Raw genomic sequence first — 18,860 nt, forward strand, 5'->3', positions numbered from 1 at the left:
AACTGCTGGCGGTGACCGCCCCGGCTCCAGCCTGAGCGTCCCGCCTGGCTCGTTCGCGGTCACCGAGGCTGCCAGCTGCGGGACGCCGCTGTGCCCACAGCGTCCTGCCACCGGCTCGCACCCGGGCGTGCGTGCTGCCAGGCAATTCCAAGCAAACTTCGTCCAGGACTGAGCAGATATCGCTTCGTGGTGGGCCCTGCCTCCGTCGGCAGACAGTCCCTCGAGTTGCCGGGGCAGCCGGGCGGTGGTGGCCGCGAGGCCGGCATGCCGCAGAAATGATGGGATCTTTCGGGCGTTCGCGTGAGTGACCGCGACCGCCTCGCGCTGGTCAGACGCGCCGACGCCACGGGTCTAGCCAAACCAATGAGTTCTGTTCTACTCTAGGCGAAAATCGGGCCGAGCACGGCCTACGACGACGCGAGGAGGCGTCATGACCGGATCGACCGGCTCCCCTGCATCGCTCGGCGACCTGCTGCCTTCCGAGGCGGTCGCTGCCCACGTCGAGGTGGAGACCTGGGAGGAGGCGGTGCGCGCGTCGGGCGACCTCCTGGTCGCCACGGGCTCGGCGACCCCCGAGTACACCGACCAGATGATCGCCGCCATCCACCGCTACGGCCCCTACATCGTGATCGCCCCGGGCTTCGCCCTGGCTCACGCGCAGGCGTCCGACGACGTGCTGAACACCGGCATGTCCTTCATGCAGCTCGCCCACCCGGTCCGGTTCGGCCACGAGAAGAACGACCCGGTCCGGCTGGTCGCAGGACTCGCGAGCACCGACCACTCCGCGCACATGGAGGCGCTCCAGCAGCTCGCTCTGGTGCTGTCGTCCCCCGAGACCATGGAGCAGCTGCTCGACGCCGGCACGGTCGACGAGCTGTGCGCGGTGCTGGGCATCCCCCCGTCCAAGTGACCCCGCCGACGGCACCGACGCCGTCAGCGGATCCGCCACCCCAAGGAGAGAGATGAAGATCATCGCGGTATGTGGAATGGGCATCGGTACGTCCATCCTGCTCAAGATGAACACCGACAAGGCGCTCGACCAGCTGGGCGTGGCGGGAGATGTCGAAGCTGCCGACATCGGAACCGCGAAGGGCGCGGCGAGCCTGGCCGACCTCGTCCTGACCAGCGCCGAGCTCGCCGAGGAGCTCGAGGGCATCCCCACCCCCGTGCGCGTCATCGACAACTTCATGAACGTCGACGAGATCTCGGCAGCCATCAAGGACGCCCTCGACCTGTGACGGTTCTCCCCTCGAAAGGTTGTGCTGGACCATGCCTGTACTGAACTTCATCGTCAACCAGATACTGTCCGTGCCGGCCTACCTGGTCGGCCTGATCGTGGCGATCGGCCTGATCGCCATGCGCAAGAGCGCGGGACAGGTGGTCGGGGGAGCGCTCAAGGCCACCCTCGGCTTCCTGATCCTCGGGGCCGGCGCCAATGTCGTGGTCGCCTCGCTGACTCCGCTCGGTGACCTGATCCTCAAGGCCACCGGGGCCCAGGGCGTCGTTCCCACCAACGAGGCGATCGTCTCGATCGCCGCCGCTCAGTTCGGCGCCCAGGTCGCCTGGGTGATGGTCGCCGGCTTCGCCGTGAGCCTTGTGATCGCGCGCTTCACCCCGCTGAAGTACGTGTTCCTGACCGGCCACCACATCTTCTTCATGGCGACGATGCTCACCGTCGTGCTCTCCGTCGCGGACATGAGCGTGGGTATGACCGTCCTGGTCGGCGCCCTGCTGCTGGGCACGATCATGCAGATCATGCCCGCCTTCGCGCAGCCCTTCACGCGTCGCGTCACGGGCAACAACACCCTGGCCATCGGGCACTTCGGCACGTTGGGCTACATCTCCGCCGGTGCGATCGGCGCACTGACCGGGAAGAAGTCGCACTCCACCGAGGACCTCAAGGTGCCCGAGGGGCTCCGCTTCCTGCGCGACTCGATGGTCGCGACCGCTCTGTCGATGGTCCTCTTCTACATCGTCTTCACGATCTGGACCTGGGCAAAGCTCGGGAGCGCTGCGGCGTTCGACATCCTGGGCGCCACCGACGGTGGCGACTTCGTGATGAAGGGTGTCGCGCTCGGGCTGCAGTTCGGTATCGGTGTCTCGATCATCCTCTACGGCGTTCGCACCATCCTCGCCGAGCTCGTGCCCGCCTTCGAAGGCATCTCCCGCAAGGTGGTCCCGGGTGCCGTTCCCGCGCTGGACTGCCCGATCGTCTTCCCCTTCGCCCCCAACGCCGTGCTGGTCGGCTTCATCGCGTCGTTCGTGGGCGGCCTGGTGTCGTTCGGCCTCCTGGCGTGGATCTTCGGACCGGTCTTCGGCCTCGCGCTCATCCTCCCGGGGATGGTCCCGCACTTCTTCACCGGTGGTGCGGCGGGCGTGTACGGCAACGCGACAGGTGGGCGCCGTGGCGCCGTGTTCGGTGCCTTCACCAACGGCGTGGTCATCACCTTCTTCTCGGCGTTCCTGCTGAAGGTGCTCGGGTCGCTGGGCTTCCAGAACACCACCTTCGGCGACGCGGACTTCGGGTGGTTCGGGACCGTGGTCGGCAACATCGTCAAGCTCGGGCCCGTGGGTGGCCTGATCGGACTCGCCGTCCTGATCTTCGTCCTGCTGGTGGCGGCCAGCCGCTACCAGCGCAAGCTCGTCGACGCGGACTGGGTGCCCGGTCGGACCCACGCCGAGTGGATCGCGGAGCAGAAGGCCGCGGAGAAGAGTGCCGCGCCGCAGCACTCCCGCGGTGGCGAAGCGACCGTCTAGCACGGCCGGTGCGGGCGCCTCGGTGACCGGGGCGCCCGCACCGTGCGCGGCGGGTGGACCCGCTCAGTCATCCCGTCGCGAGTCCCCCGACAGCACCGCCAGGAAAGGGCAGGCATGACCACCTCGCTCGAGTGGACCGAGCTCGACAGCAGGGCCGTGGACACCGCACGGATCCTTGCCGCCGACGCCGTGGAAAGGGCCGGCAGCGGACATCCCGGCACGGCGATCTCCTTGGCCCCGCTCGCCTATCTCCTTTACCAGAAGGTGATGACGGGCGATCCGAGCGACCCCGGCTGGCGCGGTCGCGACCGGTTCGTGCTCTCGGCCGGGCACGCGTCGTTGGTGCAGTACGCGCAGCTGTTCCTCGCCGGGTACGGGCTGGAGGTCGAGGATCTCGCTGCCACGCGAACCGAAGGGGGCAGGACACCTGCGCACCCCGAGTACGGGCACACCGCGGGTGTCGAGTGCACGACGGGGCCGCTGGGCGCCGGGGTTGCGAATGCTGTCGGCTTCGCGATGGCGGCGCGCCGAGATCGGGCCCTGCTCGACCCCGACGCGGCGGACGGCACCTCGGTGTTCGACCGGACGGTGTACTGCGTGGCCGGTGACGGCTGCATGCAGGAGGGAGTGGCGGCCGAGGCGTCGTCCCTTGCCGGGACTCAGAAGCTCGGGAACCTGATCCTGATCTACGACGACAACCGGATCACGATCGAGGGCGGGACGCAGATCTCGTTCACCGAGGATGTGATGGCCCGATACGCGGCGTACGGCTGGGACGTGCACCACGTGGACTGGACCCACGGCGGGCAGGGCTACGCCGAGGACCTCGAGGCGCTCTACGCGGCCCTCCGGGCCGCGAAGCAGGTCACGGACCGCCCGTCGTTCATCCGGCTGACGACCGTGATCGGCTGGTCGCTGCCCACCAAGGCGGGCCATCACTCGATCCATGGTGCACGACTCGGTGCCGAGGAGCTCGCGGGCCTGAAGGTTGCGCTCGGTTTCGACCCGACGCGGTCGTTCCAGGTGGACCCCGAGGTCCTCGCGCACACGCGCCGGAACGCGGCGGACCGCGCGGCCGCCGCTCGCCAGGTGTGGGACGCACGGTTCGACTCCTGGCGTCAGGAGCATCCCGACAAGGCCGTGCTGCTCGACCGGCTGACCTCCGGCGGGCTGCCTGATGAGCTGCCGGCGGCGCTGCCGTCCTTCCCGGTGGGCATGATGTCGACCCGAGCGGCCTCGGGCGCGGTCCTGACGGCCATCGCTGACGCCGTACCGGAGCTCTGGGGTGGCTCGGCCGACCTCGCCGGGTCGAACCACACCTCCATGCGGGGACAGTCGTCCTTCCTGCCGCCGGAGCGTTCCAACGAGGAGTTCACCGGCGACTACAACGGCCGGACGCTGCACTTCGGCATCCGCGAGCATGCGATGGGGAACATCCTCAACGGCATAGCGATGTCGGGGACCACCCGTCCCTACGGCGGGACCTATCTGGTGTTCTCCGACTACATGCGTGCGGCTGTCCGACTGGCCGCCCTGCAGAAGGCGCCGAGCATCTTCGTCTGGACGCACGACAGCATCGCGGTCGGCGAGGACGGCCCCACGCACCAACCGGTGGAGCAGATCGCGGCGCTCAGGGCCATCCCGGGACTCGACGTGATCCGCCCGATGGATGCCAACGAGACCGCGCACGCGTGGGCGCAGGCGCTGGCGAACGACGACCGACCCAGCGCGATCATCCTGTCGCGGCAGGATCTGCCGACGGTCGACCGGGGACCGGGCGCATGTGCCCCTGCCGAGCACATGGCGCGAGGCGGCTACACCCTGCTCGAGGCGTCGACGGGCAGCCCGCAGGTCGTCCTGATCGGCACCGGCTCGGAGGTCGACATCGCGCTGTCAGCTCGGGACCGCCTGGAGGAGGACGGGGTGCCGACCAGAGTGGTCTCGATGCCCTGCCTGGAGTGGTTCGACAACCAGCCCCAGGAGTACCGGGCGGAGGTTCTGCCCCAGGGGACCCTCCGGGTCGCCATCGAGGCAGGCGTGCGGATGGGCTGGCGCGAGTACGTCGGCGACGGCGGCGCGATCGTGTCGGTCGACCGCTTCGGTGAGTCCGCGCCGGGGCCGCGGCTCTACGAGAAGTACGGCATCACGCCGGATGCCGTCGTCGACACGGTCCGCACTGCGCTGGGTGAGGTGACGTATGACGTCCGACCGTCGCGTGCGTGACCGGTCGGGCGTCGAGCTGGAGGGCGCCGATCCACGGATATGCTCACCGGGAGGTTCCCGTCGTGGGTTCCCGCGCGTCGTGGAGGATCGCCGACCTGGAGGGGAGGCACGATGTCGGCGTTCGCCGACGGAAGCCAGCCGTCGACCCGCGGTCGCCTGGCCGCCGGCGTCCCGGGCCGTGGTGACGGTCCCGGAGCGTTGTTGTCGTTGATCCGCACGATGGGTGGCGCGACGCGCCGTGATCTCATGCGTGCGACGAACCTGGCTCGCGCCACCGTGGATGCGCGGCTGGACATGCTTGCCTCGCACGGCTACGTCGTGCACCGCGAGGTCCCACGTGCCAAGGGGCGCCCGCCCCAGATGTTCGAGTTCAACGAGTCCGGCGGCTATCTGCTGTGCATCGACATGGGCTCGAGCCACACCAGGCTGGGCATCGCGGACCTGGGCGGCCGGCTCGTGGCGCACACGTCGGCCGAGCTCGACCTGAGCATGGGACCGGGCGTGACGCTCGGCAAGGTCGGCACGCTGCTGCGAGAGCTGGTCCGGGCGGAGGGCATCGACCCTCGCTACGTGCTCGGCGTGGGGGTGGGCGTGCCCGGCCCGGTCGAGCTCACGGGGCACATGGTCCGGCTGCCGTTCGACGCCACCGCACTGGCGCCCTGGACGGAGATGGTGATCTCCCAGGAGATCCGTGCCTTCCTGCCCGCGATTGGCGTCGGCGACGTCCCGGTCGAGGTCGACAAGGACGCGAACAACATGGCACTGGGCGAGTGGCGCACCTCCTGGCCCGAGGTACGTGACCTGGTTGTCCTCAAGGTCGGCATGACGCTCACCTGCGGCATCGTGGCGAACGCGGAGACGGTGCGGGGAACGATCGGGATGGCCGGGGACCTCGAGCACATCCCGGACGGGACGAGCGACGTCATGTGCCGGTGCGGCCAGCGCGGTTGCGCGGAGGCCACGGCGAGCGGCCGGGGCATCGTCAGGCTGCTCGGTCCGGCCGCGGGGTCGATCCACACGAGCCGTGAGCTCGTCGCGCTGCAGAACGCGGGCCGGCAGGACGTCATCCAGCTCATGAGGGAGGCAGGGCGTCGGCTCGGCGTCCTCATCGGGACCGCGATCTCGACGCTCAACCCACAGCTCGTGGTGATCGGCGGGAACCTCGCGGAAGCGAACACCCTGCTGCTGGACGAGATCCGTTCGGTGGCCATGTCCCGGGTGCACCCGCTCATCGCGTCGAGCACCACGATCATCGGTTCGAAGATCTCCGACCAGGCCGGGCTCTACGGCGCGGCACATCTCGCCCTGCGCGCGGTCCTGGACCCGGCGTCGGTCGACGTAGGGATATCCAACGGCCGAACGCTGAGCGTCGACCGGTCGCCCGCGCATCGTCGGGTCCTGGCCCGGTGAGCGGGGCCGCACGCCGGGTCTGCATTGTGCCCGCGCGCAGCACGCGGGACGATGAGGCGTCCACGACGGTCATGCGCGGTGAGGAGGCGCCATGAAGATCATCACCGTCTGTGGGATGGGTATCGGTACCTCGATCCTGTTGAAGATGAACGCGGACCGTGCGTTGGAGCGGCTCGGGCTCATCGGTGACGTGGAGGCCGTGGACCTGGGCGCCGCCCGGGGGGCGGCGGCCGGCGCGGATCTGATCCTCACCAGTGCCGAGGTGGCGGACGCCCTGGTCGACGTCCCGGCGCAGGTGCGTGTGGTCCACGACTTCATGGACATCGACGAGATCTGCCGGGCGATCACGCAGGCACCGGACCTGCGGACCGCCGGCGGGTGAGGTCGCCCCGCCTCGGAGATACCGTGGCGGGGTGGCCGACAACGAGGTGATGGAGTTCGAGGAAGGCCCACCTGGCAGGAGGCGTGTCCCCCGGGGGGTGTTCGAGCGGGGTTCAGAGCCCGACCCGCTGTACTCGTTGGCCAACGAGCGCACCTACCTCGCGTGGTTACGGCTGGCCATCACGCTGTTGGCAGGCGCGGTCGCCGTGGACCGCCTGTTCCGTGAGCACCCCTGGTATGCCAGCGAGGCCGTGGCGCTCGGCCTCGTCGTGGTCGCGGTCGGCGTGTGCGTCCTCGGGGTGCGACGGTGGTGGACCACCGAACGCGCCCTTCGCCTGCGGCAGCCGATCCCCGGTTTCGGCGTGCCGCTGCTGGGAGTGCTTGCCGTGCTGCTGGTTGCCGCAGGCGTGTGCGTGCTGGTCATCGTCCCGGAGAGCTGACGCGTGCCCGTCTGGGGTCGCCAGCAGGCGTTCGAGCGGCAGCACCTGCAACGAGCCCTGACGCTGCTGGGCCTGACGAGTGTGCTGGGTGCGATCCTGATCATCCTGGCCGGGACCGACCCGGTCCGCGCCGTGGGTGCGACGCTGGTGGGCCTGGGCGTGATCGTCGCTCTCGCCGCGATGTCCCGCCGCCGCTACGAGACCGACGCGCGCGCAGGGTTCGCGGTGCTGCGGTCCCGCGACGGCACGTTCGTGCTGGGGTCCGCGGTCGCGTTCCTGGTCGTCGCGGCCCTGGCGGCCGTGCTGATGCTGTCCTGACGCCGCGCCGTGCCGGGCGGGGCCGGCACGGGTAGCGTGCGGCCGGCGGCCCAACCCGCGGTCGGACCACAGGAGGGTGCATGCGTCGGCTCCACCAGCTCGGCTGGCTGCTGTTCTTGCTCAGCGCGGTCCTGTACGCATGGGCGGGTGCGCGGGCGGGAGACCTCCTCGTGGTGGCGGGCAGCGTCGTGTTCGGGGGAGCGTGCGTGCTCTTCCTGGTGCCGGAGCGCGGCCGGTCCGGCTCTGCGCGACGGCTGTCTGCGCGCCGGAGCCGGGCACGGCCTACTCGACGCGCACCGTGATCGCGCGGTTGCGGCCCATCAGCTTCGCCGTCCGCAGCGCGACGTCGGCGGCGTCGTAGAGGCGACGCGCGGCGTGCGGCGCACCGTCGTCGAGCCACGCTCCGCCGACGCTGGCGGTCACGCGTAGCGGCCCGGCGGGCGTGTCGAGCGGCTCGCCGGCGATCGCGTTCCGGAAGCGTTCCGCAGCCAGGCTCACGGAGCGGGGATCCGTCACGGGGAGGACCACGGCGAACTCCTCGCCGCCGATGCGCGCCGAGAGCTCCTCCTGCCGGGTGTGCAGGGCGAGCATCGCCCCCATGAGTCGCAGCACCGCGTCGCCGATCCGGTGTCCGTGCACATCGTTGATCGACTTGAAGTGATCAAGGTCGATCATCAGTAGCCCGACGACGCCTGGGACGTCCCGCCGACCGCGCTCGGCGAGCGCCTGCGTCATGAAGTCCTCGAACGCCCGACGGTTGGGCAGCGCCGTGAGGGTGTCCGTGGTGGCCTGCTCGGCGAGCCTGCGGTTCTCGGACTCGAGCATCAGCGCGCGGCGCTCCTCGCTGGACAGCGCCGCCACCGTGGCCAGGCTGAGCCGCGCGAGGGAGTCCTTCGCCCGGAGGAGGAGGAGGTCGATCGGGACGTCGTGCGGGTTCTCGGAGCGGAACATCGCTGCGATCTCCTCGAGCGTCGGTGCGGCCTCGACCAGGAGCGCCTCCGACTCCTTCTCCGTGAGAGCCAGGTGCCTGCCGGCCATGCGGCGGTATGCCTGGAGGGCCGCGCCGGCGTGCGCGGGGTCCGCGATCACGAGCCGGGCTGCGGAGCTGGCCACGGCGAGCACGGTGGCGATGGTCGCCGTCGGCCCGCTGACCACGGCCGGATCGCAGCGGTGACGGATCGCGTCGCCGAGGACGCCAGGCAAGCCCCAGCCGGCGAGGACGCGCGCGGTGACCTCGTCGCTCGTGCACCCGACGGCCGCGAGCTCGTCCTCGGGTTCGAGCCAGACCGGATCGCCATGCGCCGCGCGGGCGTAGGCGCCATACTCCGCGAGCGCGAGGCGTCCGAGGTTGCCCAGCAGCCCTGCGGCGAAGCACTCGTCGGCGAGCCTCGGCGCCAGGCGTGTCGAGATCACGCGGGCCATCGCGCTCGTCACCAGGGTGTGCCGCCAGACGAGCGTGGCGCCAGGGTCCGAGCCGTCGGGCCTGGTGACGACGGAGAAGCTCAACGACAGCAGCTTGACCGTGCGCAGTCCGAGGATGCTGGCGGCACGGGTCAGGCTCGTGGTCGTCGTGGCCATGCCGAACAGCGCGGAGTTCGCGACGCGAAGCAGCTGGGCGGCCAGAGCCGGGTCGCGGCTGATCACGCGGGCGATGTCGTCCAGACTCGCACGCTCGTCGTCGGCCAGCCGCAGCAGCTGCGCCGCCACGGGCGCCAGGGTGGGCAGGACGCCGAACGACTCGGCGACCTGGCCGGGGTCGAGGAGGCCGACCTCAGCAGCTGGCATGTGACGCAACCTCCTCCGGAACGGTCCTGCACGGTCCGGATCTGTCCGGATCTGGGACTGTCGACATCCTGATCGGCAGATCCGTCCGGTTCGTGAGGGGTCGTGGGCGCGCGGTCCAGCGGCGTCCTACTCGCGCAGGCTCTGGCTCAGCACGGCGAGCACGGCCGTGTGGGCGTTCCTGGCGCGCTCCCCGCGGCGGTCGAGGAGGAGCTCGACCAGCTGCTCGAGGACCAGGGTCAACGTGGCTCGGGACGTGTGCAGCAGCTCGTCCCGGAAGGAGTCGGTGACCGGCGGGATGACCAGGGCCGTGTCCGCGAGCCCGACGAGTGGGGCGTTGGCGAACGACGTGAGGGCCAGGACCCTCGCTCCGGAGTCGCGGGCCGCCGATGCGACCGTGAGGGTGGGTTGGTTGGCCCCGGAGCCGGACAGGGCCAGGCATACGGCTGACGGGCCGAGCTGACGGGCGGCGATCTGCTGGGCCAGCGTGTCCGGCACGTACTCGGCCGGCCGCCCGGCTGCACCGAGCCGCATCGCGGCGTCCAGCCCGAGCGGCGCGGACAGGCCGTTCGCGGCGATCAGAACGCGGTCCGCCTCGTCGAGCGTGCGGACGAAGTCCTGCACACCGCTCTCGGTCAGGGCGGCGGTCACCCGCGGCAGGCTCGCCGCGAACGTCTCCACCGCGGCTCGGAGCATCCCCACGGCCGTGCCGTCGCCCTCGACGGGTCGACCGGGGGCGAACGCGATCTCGCGCGCCAGCGCGACCCGCAGCTGGGGGTAGCCGTCATACCCGAGGGTCTGGGCCGTCCGGATCACGGATGCGCGACCGACACCGACCTGGTCGGCGAGCTGTTGTGCGGTGGACTCGACCGCATCGGAGAGGTCCGCGGCGATCGCGTCAGCCACCCGGCGCTCGCTCGGCTGGAGCGAGGGGGCCAGGGTCGCTATCCGCACCGAGGGGGGTGCGTCAGACGGTCCGGTCCAGGTCACGAGCGCGTGCTCCCCTCATGATGCGTCGCCGGATCGCCCCGGAGATCGCGTCGATGGTCATGGTCACGGCGATGACCACGATGATGAGCACCCCGACGCTGTCCCACTGACGGTACTGGGTGTACCCGGTGAGCATGTCTCCGACGCCGCCGACCCCGATGAGGCCGAGGATCGCCGAGGTGCGCACGTTGATCTCGAACCGGTACAGGGCGAGCGACATGAGCTCGGGGGCGGCGGCCGGCCACAGACCCCAGCGCGCGACCTCGAGCACGTTGCCGCCCGCGGCCCGCACGGCCTCGGCCGTGCCCGCGGGCACGGCCTCGATCGTCTCGTACGTCCACTTGCCGTGCGTGCCGATCCCGCCGACGGCGAGCGCCAGCGCACCGGTGAACGGCGTCAGCCCGGTGACGGTCAGCAGGATGATCGCGATGATCACCTCGGGGACCGCGCGGAGCACGGCGAACAGGCCGCGCAGCGGCAGCCTGACCCACAGCGGTGCGACGCCCTGCGCGGCCGGGATCCCGAGGATGGTCGATGCGACCACGCCGAGCACCGCGCCCACCCAGGCCATCGAGACCGAGACCCACGTCTGGTAGAACGCGGCGGGCAGTCGGCTCCAGTCCGGGTGGGCGAACATCAGGTCCAGGTAGTGCCGCAGGTCCGCGGGCAGCTCGGCGAGGTCGGACCAGCCGATGTCCAGGTGCAGGACCGCGGCCAGGACCACCAGGCCGACCGTGAGCTTGGCGGCGCGCACGCCGAGCCTGCGGGGCTTGACGGGGGCGGCTGCACGGGTCGCTGACAGGGACAGGGTCGCGGTGGTCATCGGAGCCTCTTGCGCAGGTAGTTCGAGGCGACCTCGATCGCGATGACCACGACCAGGATCTCGAGGATGATCATGGACAGGGCGCCGTAGCGGTAGAAGCCCCGGACCTCGTCGATGAGCCGGCCCAACCCGCCGGCTCCCACGAGGCCCAGGATGGAGGAGACGCGCACGTTGAGCTCGAGGGAGTACAGCACCTGGCTGGCGTAGACCGGCCAGGTCTGGGGGAGTGCGGTGAGGCGGTTGATCTGGGTCTGGGTGCCACCGGCCGCGTGGCCGGCCTCCATGTAGGAGGCGTCGGCGGAGTCGATCGCCTCGGAGACCAGCTTCACCACGATCCCCAGGTCGAAGAGCACCAGGGTGATGACGCCGGGCAGGGCGCCGACGCCCACCATGGCCACCAGGATCGTGGCGTACACCAGGTCAGGGACGGCCCGGACCACGTTGAGCACCGCACGCACGCCGGCCCGGCTGCGCGTCGGGTTGCTCGGACGCGCCGCCCACAGGGACAGCGGCAGCGCCAGGAGGGCGGAGAGCGCCGCGCCGACGACGGCCATCTCGAGCGTCTCGAGCAGCGGCTTCCAGGTCCGCGGCAGGATCGACGGGTCGGGGTGGAAGAGCTTGGCGATCCGTTCGGAGCCGTTGGCCCAGTTGCGCGCGATCGCTCCGAGGTCGATGTGCACGCCCCCGAGCGCGGGCAGGGTCGTGATCACCGTGATCGCGATCAGGACGACCACGATCACGGCGACGCGGGGCCACGCGCGTGGCCGAGGCGGGATGCGCAGCTCTGTCACGTCACTGCCCCAGGGTGTCGCGGCTCTGGATGGGTCGACCGTAGATGGCCTCGAAGTCCGCGTCGGTCGCCGAGGACGCGGGCCCGTCGTAGACCACCTCGCCGGCGCGCAGGCCGATCATCCGGGTGGTGTACTGCCGGGCGAGGTCCATCAGGTGCAGGTTGACCAGCACGGTCAGTCCGCGTTCGGTGTTGACCCGCTTGAGGTCCGACATGACCGAGTGCGCCGTCGGGGGGTCGAGGCTTGCGACGGGCTCGTCCGCGAGCATCACCTCGGGCTCCTGGCTGAGTGCGCGCGCGATGGCCACGCGCTGCTTCTGGCCGCCGGACAGCGCCCCGGCCCGGCCCCAGACCTTCTCGAGCATGCCCACCGAGTCGAGCGCCCGCATGACGATCTCGCGATCGGTGTGGCTGGCCACGCCCAGCAGCGTCTTCCAGGTCGGGGTGTGGGAGAAGCGACCCACGAGCACGTTGTGGTAGATGCTCGCGCGGTCGGCCAGGTTGAAGCCCTGGAAGATCATGCCGATGCCGCCGCGCACCTGCCGCAGACGGCGGCCGCCCAGCTCGTTGACCGTGTAGGGGCCCACCCGCACGGTCCCGGAGGTGGCAGGCACCAGGCCGTTGATGGTCCGGATCATGGTCGACTTCCCGGAGCCGGACAGGCCCACCACCGACACCATCTCGCCGGCGGCGATCGACAGGGACACGCCGCGCAGTCCCACCACGCCGTTGGGGTAGCGGACGATCACGTCCTCGAGGTGGATGGGCCACGCCCCGGAGGCGGGGATCCCCTCCGGGGCGTGGTCGCCACTACCCATGTGCGTCGTCGTCACTGACCCGAGAAGCGCTTGTTGACCTGGCGGGCGACGTCGATCGCGGCCGGGTCGGCCGGCACCCACGCGGTCTGGCCGAAGATGTTCTTCAGGGTGTCGGGGTCCACCTTGGAGAATCCTGCCATCAGGTCGGTGATCTTCTGGCGCAGGTCGGCGGGCACGTCCTTGCCGATCACGACGCCGCCGTTGGGGTACATCTGCGACAGGCCGAACACGACGACCTTCTTGCCGATGTCCGGGACCTCGGAGGTCTTGATCGACGAGCGCGCGTCCCAGTAGGCGAAGCCCACCTCGGCGTCGCCGTTGTAGACCGCCATGATCAGGTTGTCGTTGCCGGTCACGGGCACCTGGTCGAGGTCGTCGATCTTGATGCCCTCCTTCTCCAGGGCCAGGACGGGGAGCTGGTAGCCGGCGGGGGAGGTGGTGTTGCCGAAGGCGACCTTGGTTCCCGGCTTGATGTTCTTCAGGGCGTCCACCGCGACGGGGCCGACGCCGGTGTTCTTGTCGCCGGAGGCCACGCCGTTGCAGTACAGGTACTTCTCACCGTTCGCCGGGTAGGTGGCCTCGACGGGCGTGTCGGTGCAGTACTTGCTCGCGTTGTCGATGTTCGTGAAGAACTCCGACGCGTACTGGGAGGCGCCGTACCGGACGTCCTGCAGCACCGGGTACGCGCCGCACTGGTCCTGCGCGGCTGCGAGCGAGCCCGCGTCCGCGATGGCGATCTGGGCCTGGCCCGCGCAGATCGCCTCGACGGCCGCCTGGTAGTCCTTGGTCACCACGCCCTTGACCGTGATGCCGAGCTCCTTGGAGAGGTAGTCGGTCAGCGGTGCCGCCGAGGTCACCAGGTCGTTGACCTGCTCGTTGGGGATCAGGGCGAGGGTGATCTCCGACGGCCAGCTCTCGGTGCCCGACGCCGAGGCGCTCGCGGAACCGGACGGGGTGTCGGCCGAGCCGCTCGCGCTCGAGCTGCACCCCGCCAGGGCGAAGGCGGCGACGGCAAGCACAGCCGGCGCGATGAGTGTCTTGCGCATGTCAGTCATGCCTTTCCATGGGGGTGGACGGCGCCGGTGGACGCCGTCGGTCCGGTGACCGCGGTCGCGGCCCAGCTCGTGATCTCGCCGTAGAGGTCGGCGAGGGTGGACCCACGCATGGTGGGGTCCGCGTCGGTGCTGCGCGCGGTGGCGCCGACGAGCGCGGTGTCGGCGCCCAGCACGGCCGCGGGGGCGAGGTCGTTCATCCAGATGTCCCCGACGGCCAGCACGGGCCCGTGCGTGACGTGCTGGGCGACGACCGCGGTGAGGCCGTCCGGCTTGCCGATCGAGAAGTGGCGTTCGGCAAGGAGGTGCGTGACCCCGGCCTGGTCCAGGACCCGGTCGACACCGATCTCGGGTGCGTTGGTGGCCAGGACGAGCAGTGCATGCTGGGCGAGTGCTGCGAGGAAGTCCCGCAGGCCGACGGGCGCGCTGACCGGTGCGTCCTGGGTGCCCAGTTCCTGACGGCTCGCCAGGTACGCCGGTCCGAGGGCCGTCTCGGGCACGCCCCGTGCGAGTGCGACCCGGCGGACGGCGTCGTAGCCGTCGCGGTACCGACCGTCGCCCGCGTCGAGCCGCTCCAGCGCGGCGCGGGCGTCGTCCACCAGACCGGGGTCCTGGGCGGCCAGCCCGACGTGCTTGGCGTAGGCGATGACCGGGCCGTGGCCGAGCGCGAGCGTGCCGTCGAAGTCGAAGACGATCGTGGGCTGGGGCATGGACCCGCTTCCGTGTCGTGGACGATGCGGCCAAGGTATACGACCTGACTGGACGCTTGGGCCACGGTCAGGTGAACACTGGGTGACGGAGAGATCACGATCGACATCGGCCTGCGTCGGTCGAGGGTCCCCGGATCGGCGTCCGGGACCGCGACAACCGCCGTCGACCGACCTACTCTGGAAGCAGCACGAGCGAGGAGCTGCGATGACCGAGACCAGGACCCGCCGAGACTTCCGCGGGTACGTGCCCGAGGATGTGCGCGAGCACCTCGAGACTGCACGCCAGGAGATGCGCAAGGGCGTGGAGACGTTCCTGCCACCCGAGTTCTTCACGCACCGGAACGCGGCCCGCCGGGAGATGCTCCTCGCGTGGCGCGGTGTGCTCGACGCCGCACTGCGCCGGATGGACGAGAAGGGCGCGGACGCGGAGGTCTAGCCGCGCCCCGGCGTGCGCTCGTTCGAGCCGGAGACGGTGACGCCCAGCGGCCGACGGCTCCGATCACGGAATGGGCCGCCCGGCGGCTACCGTCGGGCTCCTGAAGCCGCCGCCCACAGGAACACGGCTCCGGCGACGGCCATCAGCGCGATCCCCACGCCGTCGTCGGCGGCTGCCACGAGGACTGCGCCCGCAACGAGCAGGGCGGCCCCGGCGACCGTCGTGGACAGGCGGTCCACCGAGCGCCGCAGCGTGCGCAACGAGCGGGTGGCCTGCTCGTCCCGCACAGCGAGTCCGCGGCTCTCGATCTGCGTGAGCACCCGGGTGGCCTGCCCGGGCAGCGCAACGGCCGCCATGAGCGTGTCGCCGAGCTGGTCCAGCCAGCGGTCCAGTCCGGAGGACGTCTCGTCGGCGACCAGCTTGCGCGCGAAGGGGCCGAGCTGGCTCCACAGGTTGAAGTCCGGGTCGAGCCCCGTGCACATGCCCGACAGGATCGCCACCGTGCGAACCACGTACAGCAGGTTCTGCGGCACCTGGAACGGCATGTCCAGCAACAGGTCACGGTACTGGTGGGCGAACTCGCGGACCTCCTGCGGGTCGATGTTGCGCAGCTCGTTCATGGACAGGCCCCAGTACCGGTCGAAGACCTGGGCCTCGGCGCGTTCGATGGCGGCCAGGTCGGCCCCAGGCAGGAGCATGTCGAGCATCTGGTAGGCCCGGACCACGCGGCCGGCGTCGCGGGTGCCCACCGCGATGAGCAGCTCGCGGAGACTGTCGCGGACCGAGTCGGGGATGCGCGAGACCATGCCGAAGTCGACGAACGTCAGCTTCCACCGGGTGGGCCCGTCCCCGTCGACGGGCGTCACGAACAGGTTGCCGGGATGCGGGTCCGCGTGCACGAAGCCGTCCTCGAAGATCTGCTGGAGGTAGGTCGCCAGGAGCCGTCGGGCCACGTCGCCACGGTCGATGCCCGCCGCGGTGATGGCGTCGTAGTCGGTGATCTTGATGGCGGAGACGTCCTCGAGGGTGAGCACGCGCATCGCGCTGAGCTCGCGCACGACGCGTGGCACCCGCACCTCGGGGTGATCCGCGAAGTTGGCCAGGAACGTCGCCGCGTTCTCGGCCTCCAGCTGGTAGTCGATCTCCTCGTGCAACGTCACGGAGAACTCCCGCAGCAGGGCGGGCACGTCCGAGTGCGTACGGATCGGGCGGTAGCGCATCAGCCAGCGGGCGACCCTGGCCAGCGCCGCCAGATCGGTCTCCACCACGGCGGCGATCCCCGGGCGCTGCACCTTGATGACCACGTCGACGAACTCGGTGCCGTGACCCGGCCCCAGCCGGGCACGGTGCACCTGCCCGAGGGAGGCGGCGGCGAGCGGCTCGGGGTCGACGTGTGCGAAGAGCCTGGTGATCGGCGCGCCGAGCTCCTCCTGCGCGAGGGCGGCGATGGCCGAGAAGTCCTCGGCGGGCACCTCGTCCTGGAGGTTGGCGAGCTCGTCCGTGATCTCCCGGGGCAGCACGTCCAGACGGGAGGACAGGAACTGGCCGATCTTGATCATCACCCCGCCCATCCGGATGGCGAGGGCGCGGAACCGAGCGGCTTCGCGACGGTAGCGCTCCGGCCGGGTGCGCAGCACACGCCGTCGCAGCCCCACGCGGCGCAGCACGACGTCCCACCAGAGGAACCGGGCGATCACACCGGCGAAGAACCGGAGGATGTGGCGGTACCGGCCACGTAGGGACGACGTCATCGGACCTCCTGCCGGACGGGTGGGGGCAGCATCCCATGTCTCGCGGCCGCCGGCCGGGTGGGCGGACCGCTCACCGGGCGAGCTGGGCGGCGAGCTCGTCAGGGGAGACCGTCGGGCGGTCGCAGACGAACCCACGGCACGCGTAGGCGGTCGGGCGCCGGTCGATCGGCGCGCGGTCCGCGAGGAGTGGCAGGTCGTCCCCGGACGGCCCGACGGCGAGCACCAGCCCGGGTGCCGGGGACGCCAGGGCGGTGCGCCTCAGGGCATGTGTGGCCGGGTCGTCCGTCGGCCCGATGACGGCGACCTCACGCGGGCCGTCCAGGTACGCCTCGAGCACCGCCAGGGCCCAGCCGGCCGTGGTGGGTCGTTCCGGCGCGGCCTGCAGCGCGGCGGCCAGGGCCTGCTCGGCCGCGCGGCGGTGGCGCGCGGAGCCGGTCAGGGCGGCGTGGTGCAGCAGGGCCCCGGCCGCGGCGGACGTTCCGGACGGCGCGGGAGCGTCTGTGAGCTCGCGGGACGGCCCGAGCGTGGCGAGCATCGGGTCGGCCTCGTCGGTGGCCGTGTCGCGCAGCGCACCGTCCGGCGCGCCGGTGAACCGGTCGAGCACCGCGTCGAGCAGGTCGCCGGCCGCGTCCAGGTAGCGGCGCTCCCCGCTGATCCCGCCGAGGCTGAGCAGGCCCTCCGCCAGGTCGGCGTAGTCCTCCAGGAGGCCTGGAGCGGAGCCGGCGACGCCGTCCCGCGAGGTGCGCGCGAGCCGGACGGTGCCTCCGTCACGCCTGACGTGAACAGCAAGGAGCAGGTCGGCAGCACCGGAGGCGGCGTCGAGCCAGTCGGGTCGGTCGAGCAGCCCACCCGCCTCGGCGAGAGCAGCAATGGCCAGACCGTTCCATGCCGCGACGACCTTGTCGTCGCGGGCCGGAGCGGGTCGGGTGTCCCGGGCGCGCCGCAGCCGGTCTCGCACGTCAGCCCAGCGCTCCGGGTCGTCGGGGTCGGCCGGCAGCCGGAGCACGGACGTCCCGGCCTCGAACGACCCGCCCTCGAACACCCGCAGGAGATCGGTCGCCCAGCGGCCGTCCTGGTCGCCCAGCACCTCCCGGACCTGTCCCGGTGTCCACACGTAGTACGCACCTTCGGTGAGGGTGCCGTCCGGGGCGGGGGAGTCGGCGTCCAGCGACGAGGCGAATGCCCCCTCCGCGGTGCGCAGCTCCCGGATGAGCCAGTCTGCCGTCTGGGCGACGACGCGGCGCGCGAGCGGCTGATCGGACGCACGCCACCAGTGCAGGTACACCCGGAGCAGCTGGGCGTTGTCGACGAGCATCTTCTCGAAGTGGGGCACGGTCCACGTCGCGTCCACGGCGTACCGCGCGAAGCCGCCACCGAGCTGGTCGTAGATGCCCCCGCGCGCCATGGCCTCGAGCGTTGTCTGAGCCATGGCCCCCGCGGTGCTCGCGCGTCGGTCACCCCCGCGAGCGGCGCGCCGCAGCAACCACTCCAGGACCGCCGACGGCGGGAACTTGGGTGCACCACCGAAGCCACCGTGCCTGGTGTCGTGCAGCGTCTGCGCCGCTGCCAGCGCGGTGTCAGAGACCGTGGCGTGCAGCGGTGCTCCCGGGCCTGGCGGCGGGGTGAGGTTGCGCAGGGCGTCGCCGATCTGGGCGGCGCTGCGGATGACGTCACCGCGGCGCTCCGCCCAGGCCGATGTGACGGCCTCGACGACCTGACGGAAGGACGGCATCCCGGCCAGCGGGCGGGAGGGGTGGTACGTGCCGGCGAAGAACGGCCGGCCCTCGGGCGTGAGCCACACGGTCATCGGCCAGCCGCCTTGGCCGGTGAGCGCCTGCGTGGCGGCCATGTACGTCGCGTCGACGTCGGGGCGCTCCTCCCGGTCCACCTTGACCGCGACGGCGGTGCGGTTCAGCAGATCGGCGATCACCGGGTCCTCGAACGACTCGTGCGCCATCACGTGGCACCAGTGGCAGGCCGCGTAGCCCACGGAGAGCATCACCGGGACGTCGCGGCGGCGAGCCTCGGCGAACGCCTCGGGGCCCCACTCCCACCAGTCGACCGGGTTGTCGGCATGCTGGCGCAGGTAGGGGCTGGTGCTGGTCCTCAGGCGTTCGGCCACGGCCGGGTCACCTTCTCCCTCCGCCGGATCGGTTCGGCAGCAGCACCTGCCGTCGTC

At 71.1% G+C, this 18,860-nt stretch carries 19 protein-coding genes; 10 read left to right on the plus strand and 9 right to left on the minus strand.

The genetic code is table 11. The features are described 5' to 3' along the window. Positions 1-430 precede the first annotated feature (430 nt). The 9 genes from Q6348_RS10845 (at position 431) to Q6348_RS10885 (ending at position 7,831) form a co-directional block, all read left to right on the plus strand. Entirely contained in the window at positions 431-910 is a 480-nt protein-coding gene (locus Q6348_RS10845; RefSeq protein ID WP_304601303.1) for a PTS sugar transporter subunit IIA, read from the plus strand. A 52-nt stretch (positions 911-962) separates the two neighbouring features. Beyond that, entirely contained in the window at positions 963-1,238 is a 276-nt protein-coding gene (locus Q6348_RS10850) for a PTS sugar transporter subunit IIB (protein WP_304601304.1), read from the plus strand. A gap of 31 nt (positions 1,239-1,269) precedes the next feature. Further along, positions 1,270-2,757: a PTS ascorbate transporter subunit IIC gene (gene ulaA / locus Q6348_RS10855; protein ID WP_304601305.1), complete on the plus strand. Its 1,488-nt coding sequence runs from the start codon at positions 1,270-1,272 to the stop codon at positions 2,755-2,757. Between the two features lie 114 nt (positions 2,758-2,871). Further along, positions 2,872-4,980 carry a transketolase gene (tkt, locus tag Q6348_RS10860; protein ID WP_304601306.1) on the plus strand — a complete coding sequence of 703 codons (2,109 nt, stop codon included), beginning with the start codon at positions 2,872-2,874 and terminating at the stop codon, positions 4,978-4,980. A gap of 111 nt (positions 4,981-5,091) precedes the next feature. After that, entirely contained in the window at positions 5,092-6,390 is a 1,299-nt protein-coding gene (locus tag Q6348_RS10865; protein ID WP_304601307.1) for an ROK family transcriptional regulator, read from the plus strand. Positions 6,391-6,481: 91 nt separating this feature from the next. Beyond that, a complete protein-coding gene (locus Q6348_RS10870) occupies positions 6,482-6,772 on the plus strand; it encodes a PTS sugar transporter subunit IIB (protein ID WP_304601308.1) in 291 nt (96 codons plus the stop codon). A 31-nt stretch (positions 6,773-6,803) separates the two neighbouring features. Then, the gene (locus Q6348_RS10875; RefSeq protein ID WP_304601309.1) at positions 6,804-7,211 is read left to right on the plus strand and encodes a YidH family protein; all 408 of its coding nucleotides are present in this window, start codon (positions 6,804-6,806) and stop codon (positions 7,209-7,211) included. Positions 7,212-7,214: 3 nt separating this feature from the next. Next, on the plus strand, positions 7,215-7,529 hold the full coding sequence (locus Q6348_RS10880; RefSeq protein ID WP_304601310.1) for a hypothetical protein: 315 nt from the start codon (positions 7,215-7,217) through the stop codon (positions 7,527-7,529). Between the two features lie 80 nt (positions 7,530-7,609). Beyond that, the gene (locus tag Q6348_RS10885) at positions 7,610-7,831 is read left to right on the plus strand and encodes a hypothetical protein (RefSeq protein WP_304601311.1); all 222 of its coding nucleotides are present in this window, start codon (positions 7,610-7,612) and stop codon (positions 7,829-7,831) included. Here Q6348_RS10885 and Q6348_RS10890 read toward each other — a convergent pair. The 7 genes from Q6348_RS10890 to Q6348_RS10920 all read right to left on the minus strand — a co-directional run bounded on the left by Q6348_RS10890 (position 7,812) and on the right by Q6348_RS10920 (position 14,494). Then, positions 7,812-9,314 (minus strand): sensor domain-containing diguanylate cyclase, encoded by a 1,503-nt coding sequence (locus Q6348_RS10890; protein WP_304601312.1) that lies wholly within the window; start codon positions 9,312-9,314, stop codon positions 7,812-7,814. The genes Q6348_RS10885 and Q6348_RS10890 overlap by 20 nt on opposite strands. A 126-nt stretch (positions 9,315-9,440) precedes the next feature. Beyond that, on the minus strand, positions 9,441-10,301 hold the full coding sequence (locus tag Q6348_RS10895; protein WP_304601313.1) for a MurR/RpiR family transcriptional regulator: 861 nt from the start codon (positions 10,299-10,301) through the stop codon (positions 9,441-9,443). Further along, a complete protein-coding gene (gene phnE, locus Q6348_RS10900) occupies positions 10,279-11,124 on the minus strand; it encodes a phosphonate ABC transporter, permease protein PhnE (RefSeq protein ID WP_304601314.1) in 846 nt (281 codons plus the stop codon). Before phnE (Q6348_RS10900) ends, Q6348_RS10895 begins: the two co-directional genes overlap by 23 nt. Beyond that, a complete protein-coding gene (gene phnE, locus Q6348_RS10905; RefSeq protein ID WP_304601315.1) occupies positions 11,121-11,915 on the minus strand; it encodes a phosphonate ABC transporter, permease protein PhnE in 795 nt (264 codons plus the stop codon). Before phnE (Q6348_RS10905) ends, phnE (Q6348_RS10900) begins: the two co-directional genes overlap by 4 nt. 1 nt (position 11,916) lies before the next feature. Beyond that, complete coding sequence (gene phnC / locus Q6348_RS10910) at positions 11,917-12,732, minus strand: phosphonate ABC transporter ATP-binding protein (RefSeq protein WP_304601316.1); 816 nt, start codon at positions 12,730-12,732, stop codon at positions 11,917-11,919. A gap of 11 nt (positions 12,733-12,743) precedes the next feature. Next, on the minus strand, positions 12,744-13,778 hold the full coding sequence (locus Q6348_RS10915; RefSeq protein WP_304601317.1) for a phosphate/phosphite/phosphonate ABC transporter substrate-binding protein: 1,035 nt from the start codon (positions 13,776-13,778) through the stop codon (positions 12,744-12,746). 5 nt (positions 13,779-13,783) lie between these two features. Next, positions 13,784-14,494: an HAD family hydrolase gene (locus Q6348_RS10920; protein WP_304601318.1), complete on the minus strand. Its 711-nt coding sequence runs from the start codon at positions 14,492-14,494 to the stop codon at positions 13,784-13,786. 205 nt (positions 14,495-14,699) lie between these two features. On the opposite strand from Q6348_RS10920, the gene Q6348_RS10925 reads away from it, so the two are divergent. Beyond that, positions 14,700-14,930, plus strand: a complete 231-nt coding sequence (locus Q6348_RS10925) for a hypothetical protein (protein ID WP_304601319.1) — start codon at positions 14,700-14,702, stop codon at positions 14,928-14,930. A gap of 86 nt (positions 14,931-15,016) precedes the next feature. On the opposite strand, the gene Q6348_RS10930 is transcribed toward Q6348_RS10925, so the two are convergent. Beyond that, on the minus strand, positions 15,017-16,681 hold the full coding sequence (locus Q6348_RS10930; RefSeq protein WP_304601320.1) for an ABC1 kinase family protein: 1,665 nt from the start codon (positions 16,679-16,681) through the stop codon (positions 15,017-15,019). A gap of 70 nt (positions 16,682-16,751) precedes the next feature. After that, a complete protein-coding gene (locus Q6348_RS10935; protein WP_304601321.1) occupies positions 16,752-18,803 on the minus strand; it encodes a thioredoxin domain-containing protein in 2,052 nt (683 codons plus the stop codon). Between the last annotated feature and the right edge of the window lie 57 nt (positions 18,804-18,860).

The organism is Actinotalea lenta (genome assembly GCF_030586465.1).
Classification (GTDB): domain Bacteria; phylum Actinomycetota; class Actinomycetes; order Actinomycetales; family Cellulomonadaceae; genus Actinotalea; species Actinotalea lenta.

Excerpts from the sequence above, each read along its gene's own strand:
- Q6348_RS10845 (WP_304601303.1), top strand. The coding sequence starts at position 431 with ATGACCGGATCGACCGGCTCCCCTGCATCGCTCGGCGACCTGCTGCCT.
- Q6348_RS10865 (WP_304601307.1), top strand. The coding sequence starts at position 5,092 with ATGTCGGCGTTCGCCGACGGAAGCCAGCCGTCGACCCGCGGTCGCCTG.
- Q6348_RS10925 (WP_304601319.1), top strand. The coding sequence starts at position 14,700 with ATGACCGAGACCAGGACCCGCCGAGACTTCCGCGGGTACGTGCCCGAG.
- Q6348_RS10885 (WP_304601311.1), top strand. The coding sequence starts at position 7,610 with ATGCGTCGGCTCCACCAGCTCGGCTGGCTGCTGTTCTTGCTCAGCGCG.
- phnC (WP_304601316.1), bottom strand. The coding sequence starts at position 12,732 with ATGGGTAGTGGCGACCACGCCCCGGAGGGGATCCCCGCCTCCGGGGCG.
- Q6348_RS10890 (WP_304601312.1), bottom strand. The coding sequence starts at position 9,314 with ATGCCAGCTGCTGAGGTCGGCCTCCTCGACCCCGGCCAGGTCGCCGAG.
- phnE (WP_304601314.1), bottom strand. The coding sequence starts at position 11,124 with ATGACCACCGCGACCCTGTCCCTGTCAGCGACCCGTGCAGCCGCCCCC.
- Q6348_RS10920 (WP_304601318.1), bottom strand. The coding sequence starts at position 14,494 with ATGCCCCAGCCCACGATCGTCTTCGACTTCGACGGCACGCTCGCGCTC.
- Q6348_RS10870 (WP_304601308.1), top strand. The coding sequence starts at position 6,482 with ATGAAGATCATCACCGTCTGTGGGATGGGTATCGGTACCTCGATCCTG.
- tkt (WP_304601306.1), top strand. The coding sequence starts at position 2,872 with ATGACCACCTCGCTCGAGTGGACCGAGCTCGACAGCAGGGCCGTGGAC.
- Q6348_RS10930 (WP_304601320.1), bottom strand. The coding sequence starts at position 16,681 with ATGACGTCGTCCCTACGTGGCCGGTACCGCCACATCCTCCGGTTCTTC.
- Q6348_RS10915 (WP_304601317.1), bottom strand. The coding sequence starts at position 13,778 with ATGCGCAAGACACTCATCGCGCCGGCTGTGCTTGCCGTCGCCGCCTTC.
- ulaA (WP_304601305.1), top strand. The coding sequence starts at position 1,270 with ATGCCTGTACTGAACTTCATCGTCAACCAGATACTGTCCGTGCCGGCC.
- Q6348_RS10850 (WP_304601304.1), top strand. The coding sequence starts at position 963 with ATGAAGATCATCGCGGTATGTGGAATGGGCATCGGTACGTCCATCCTG.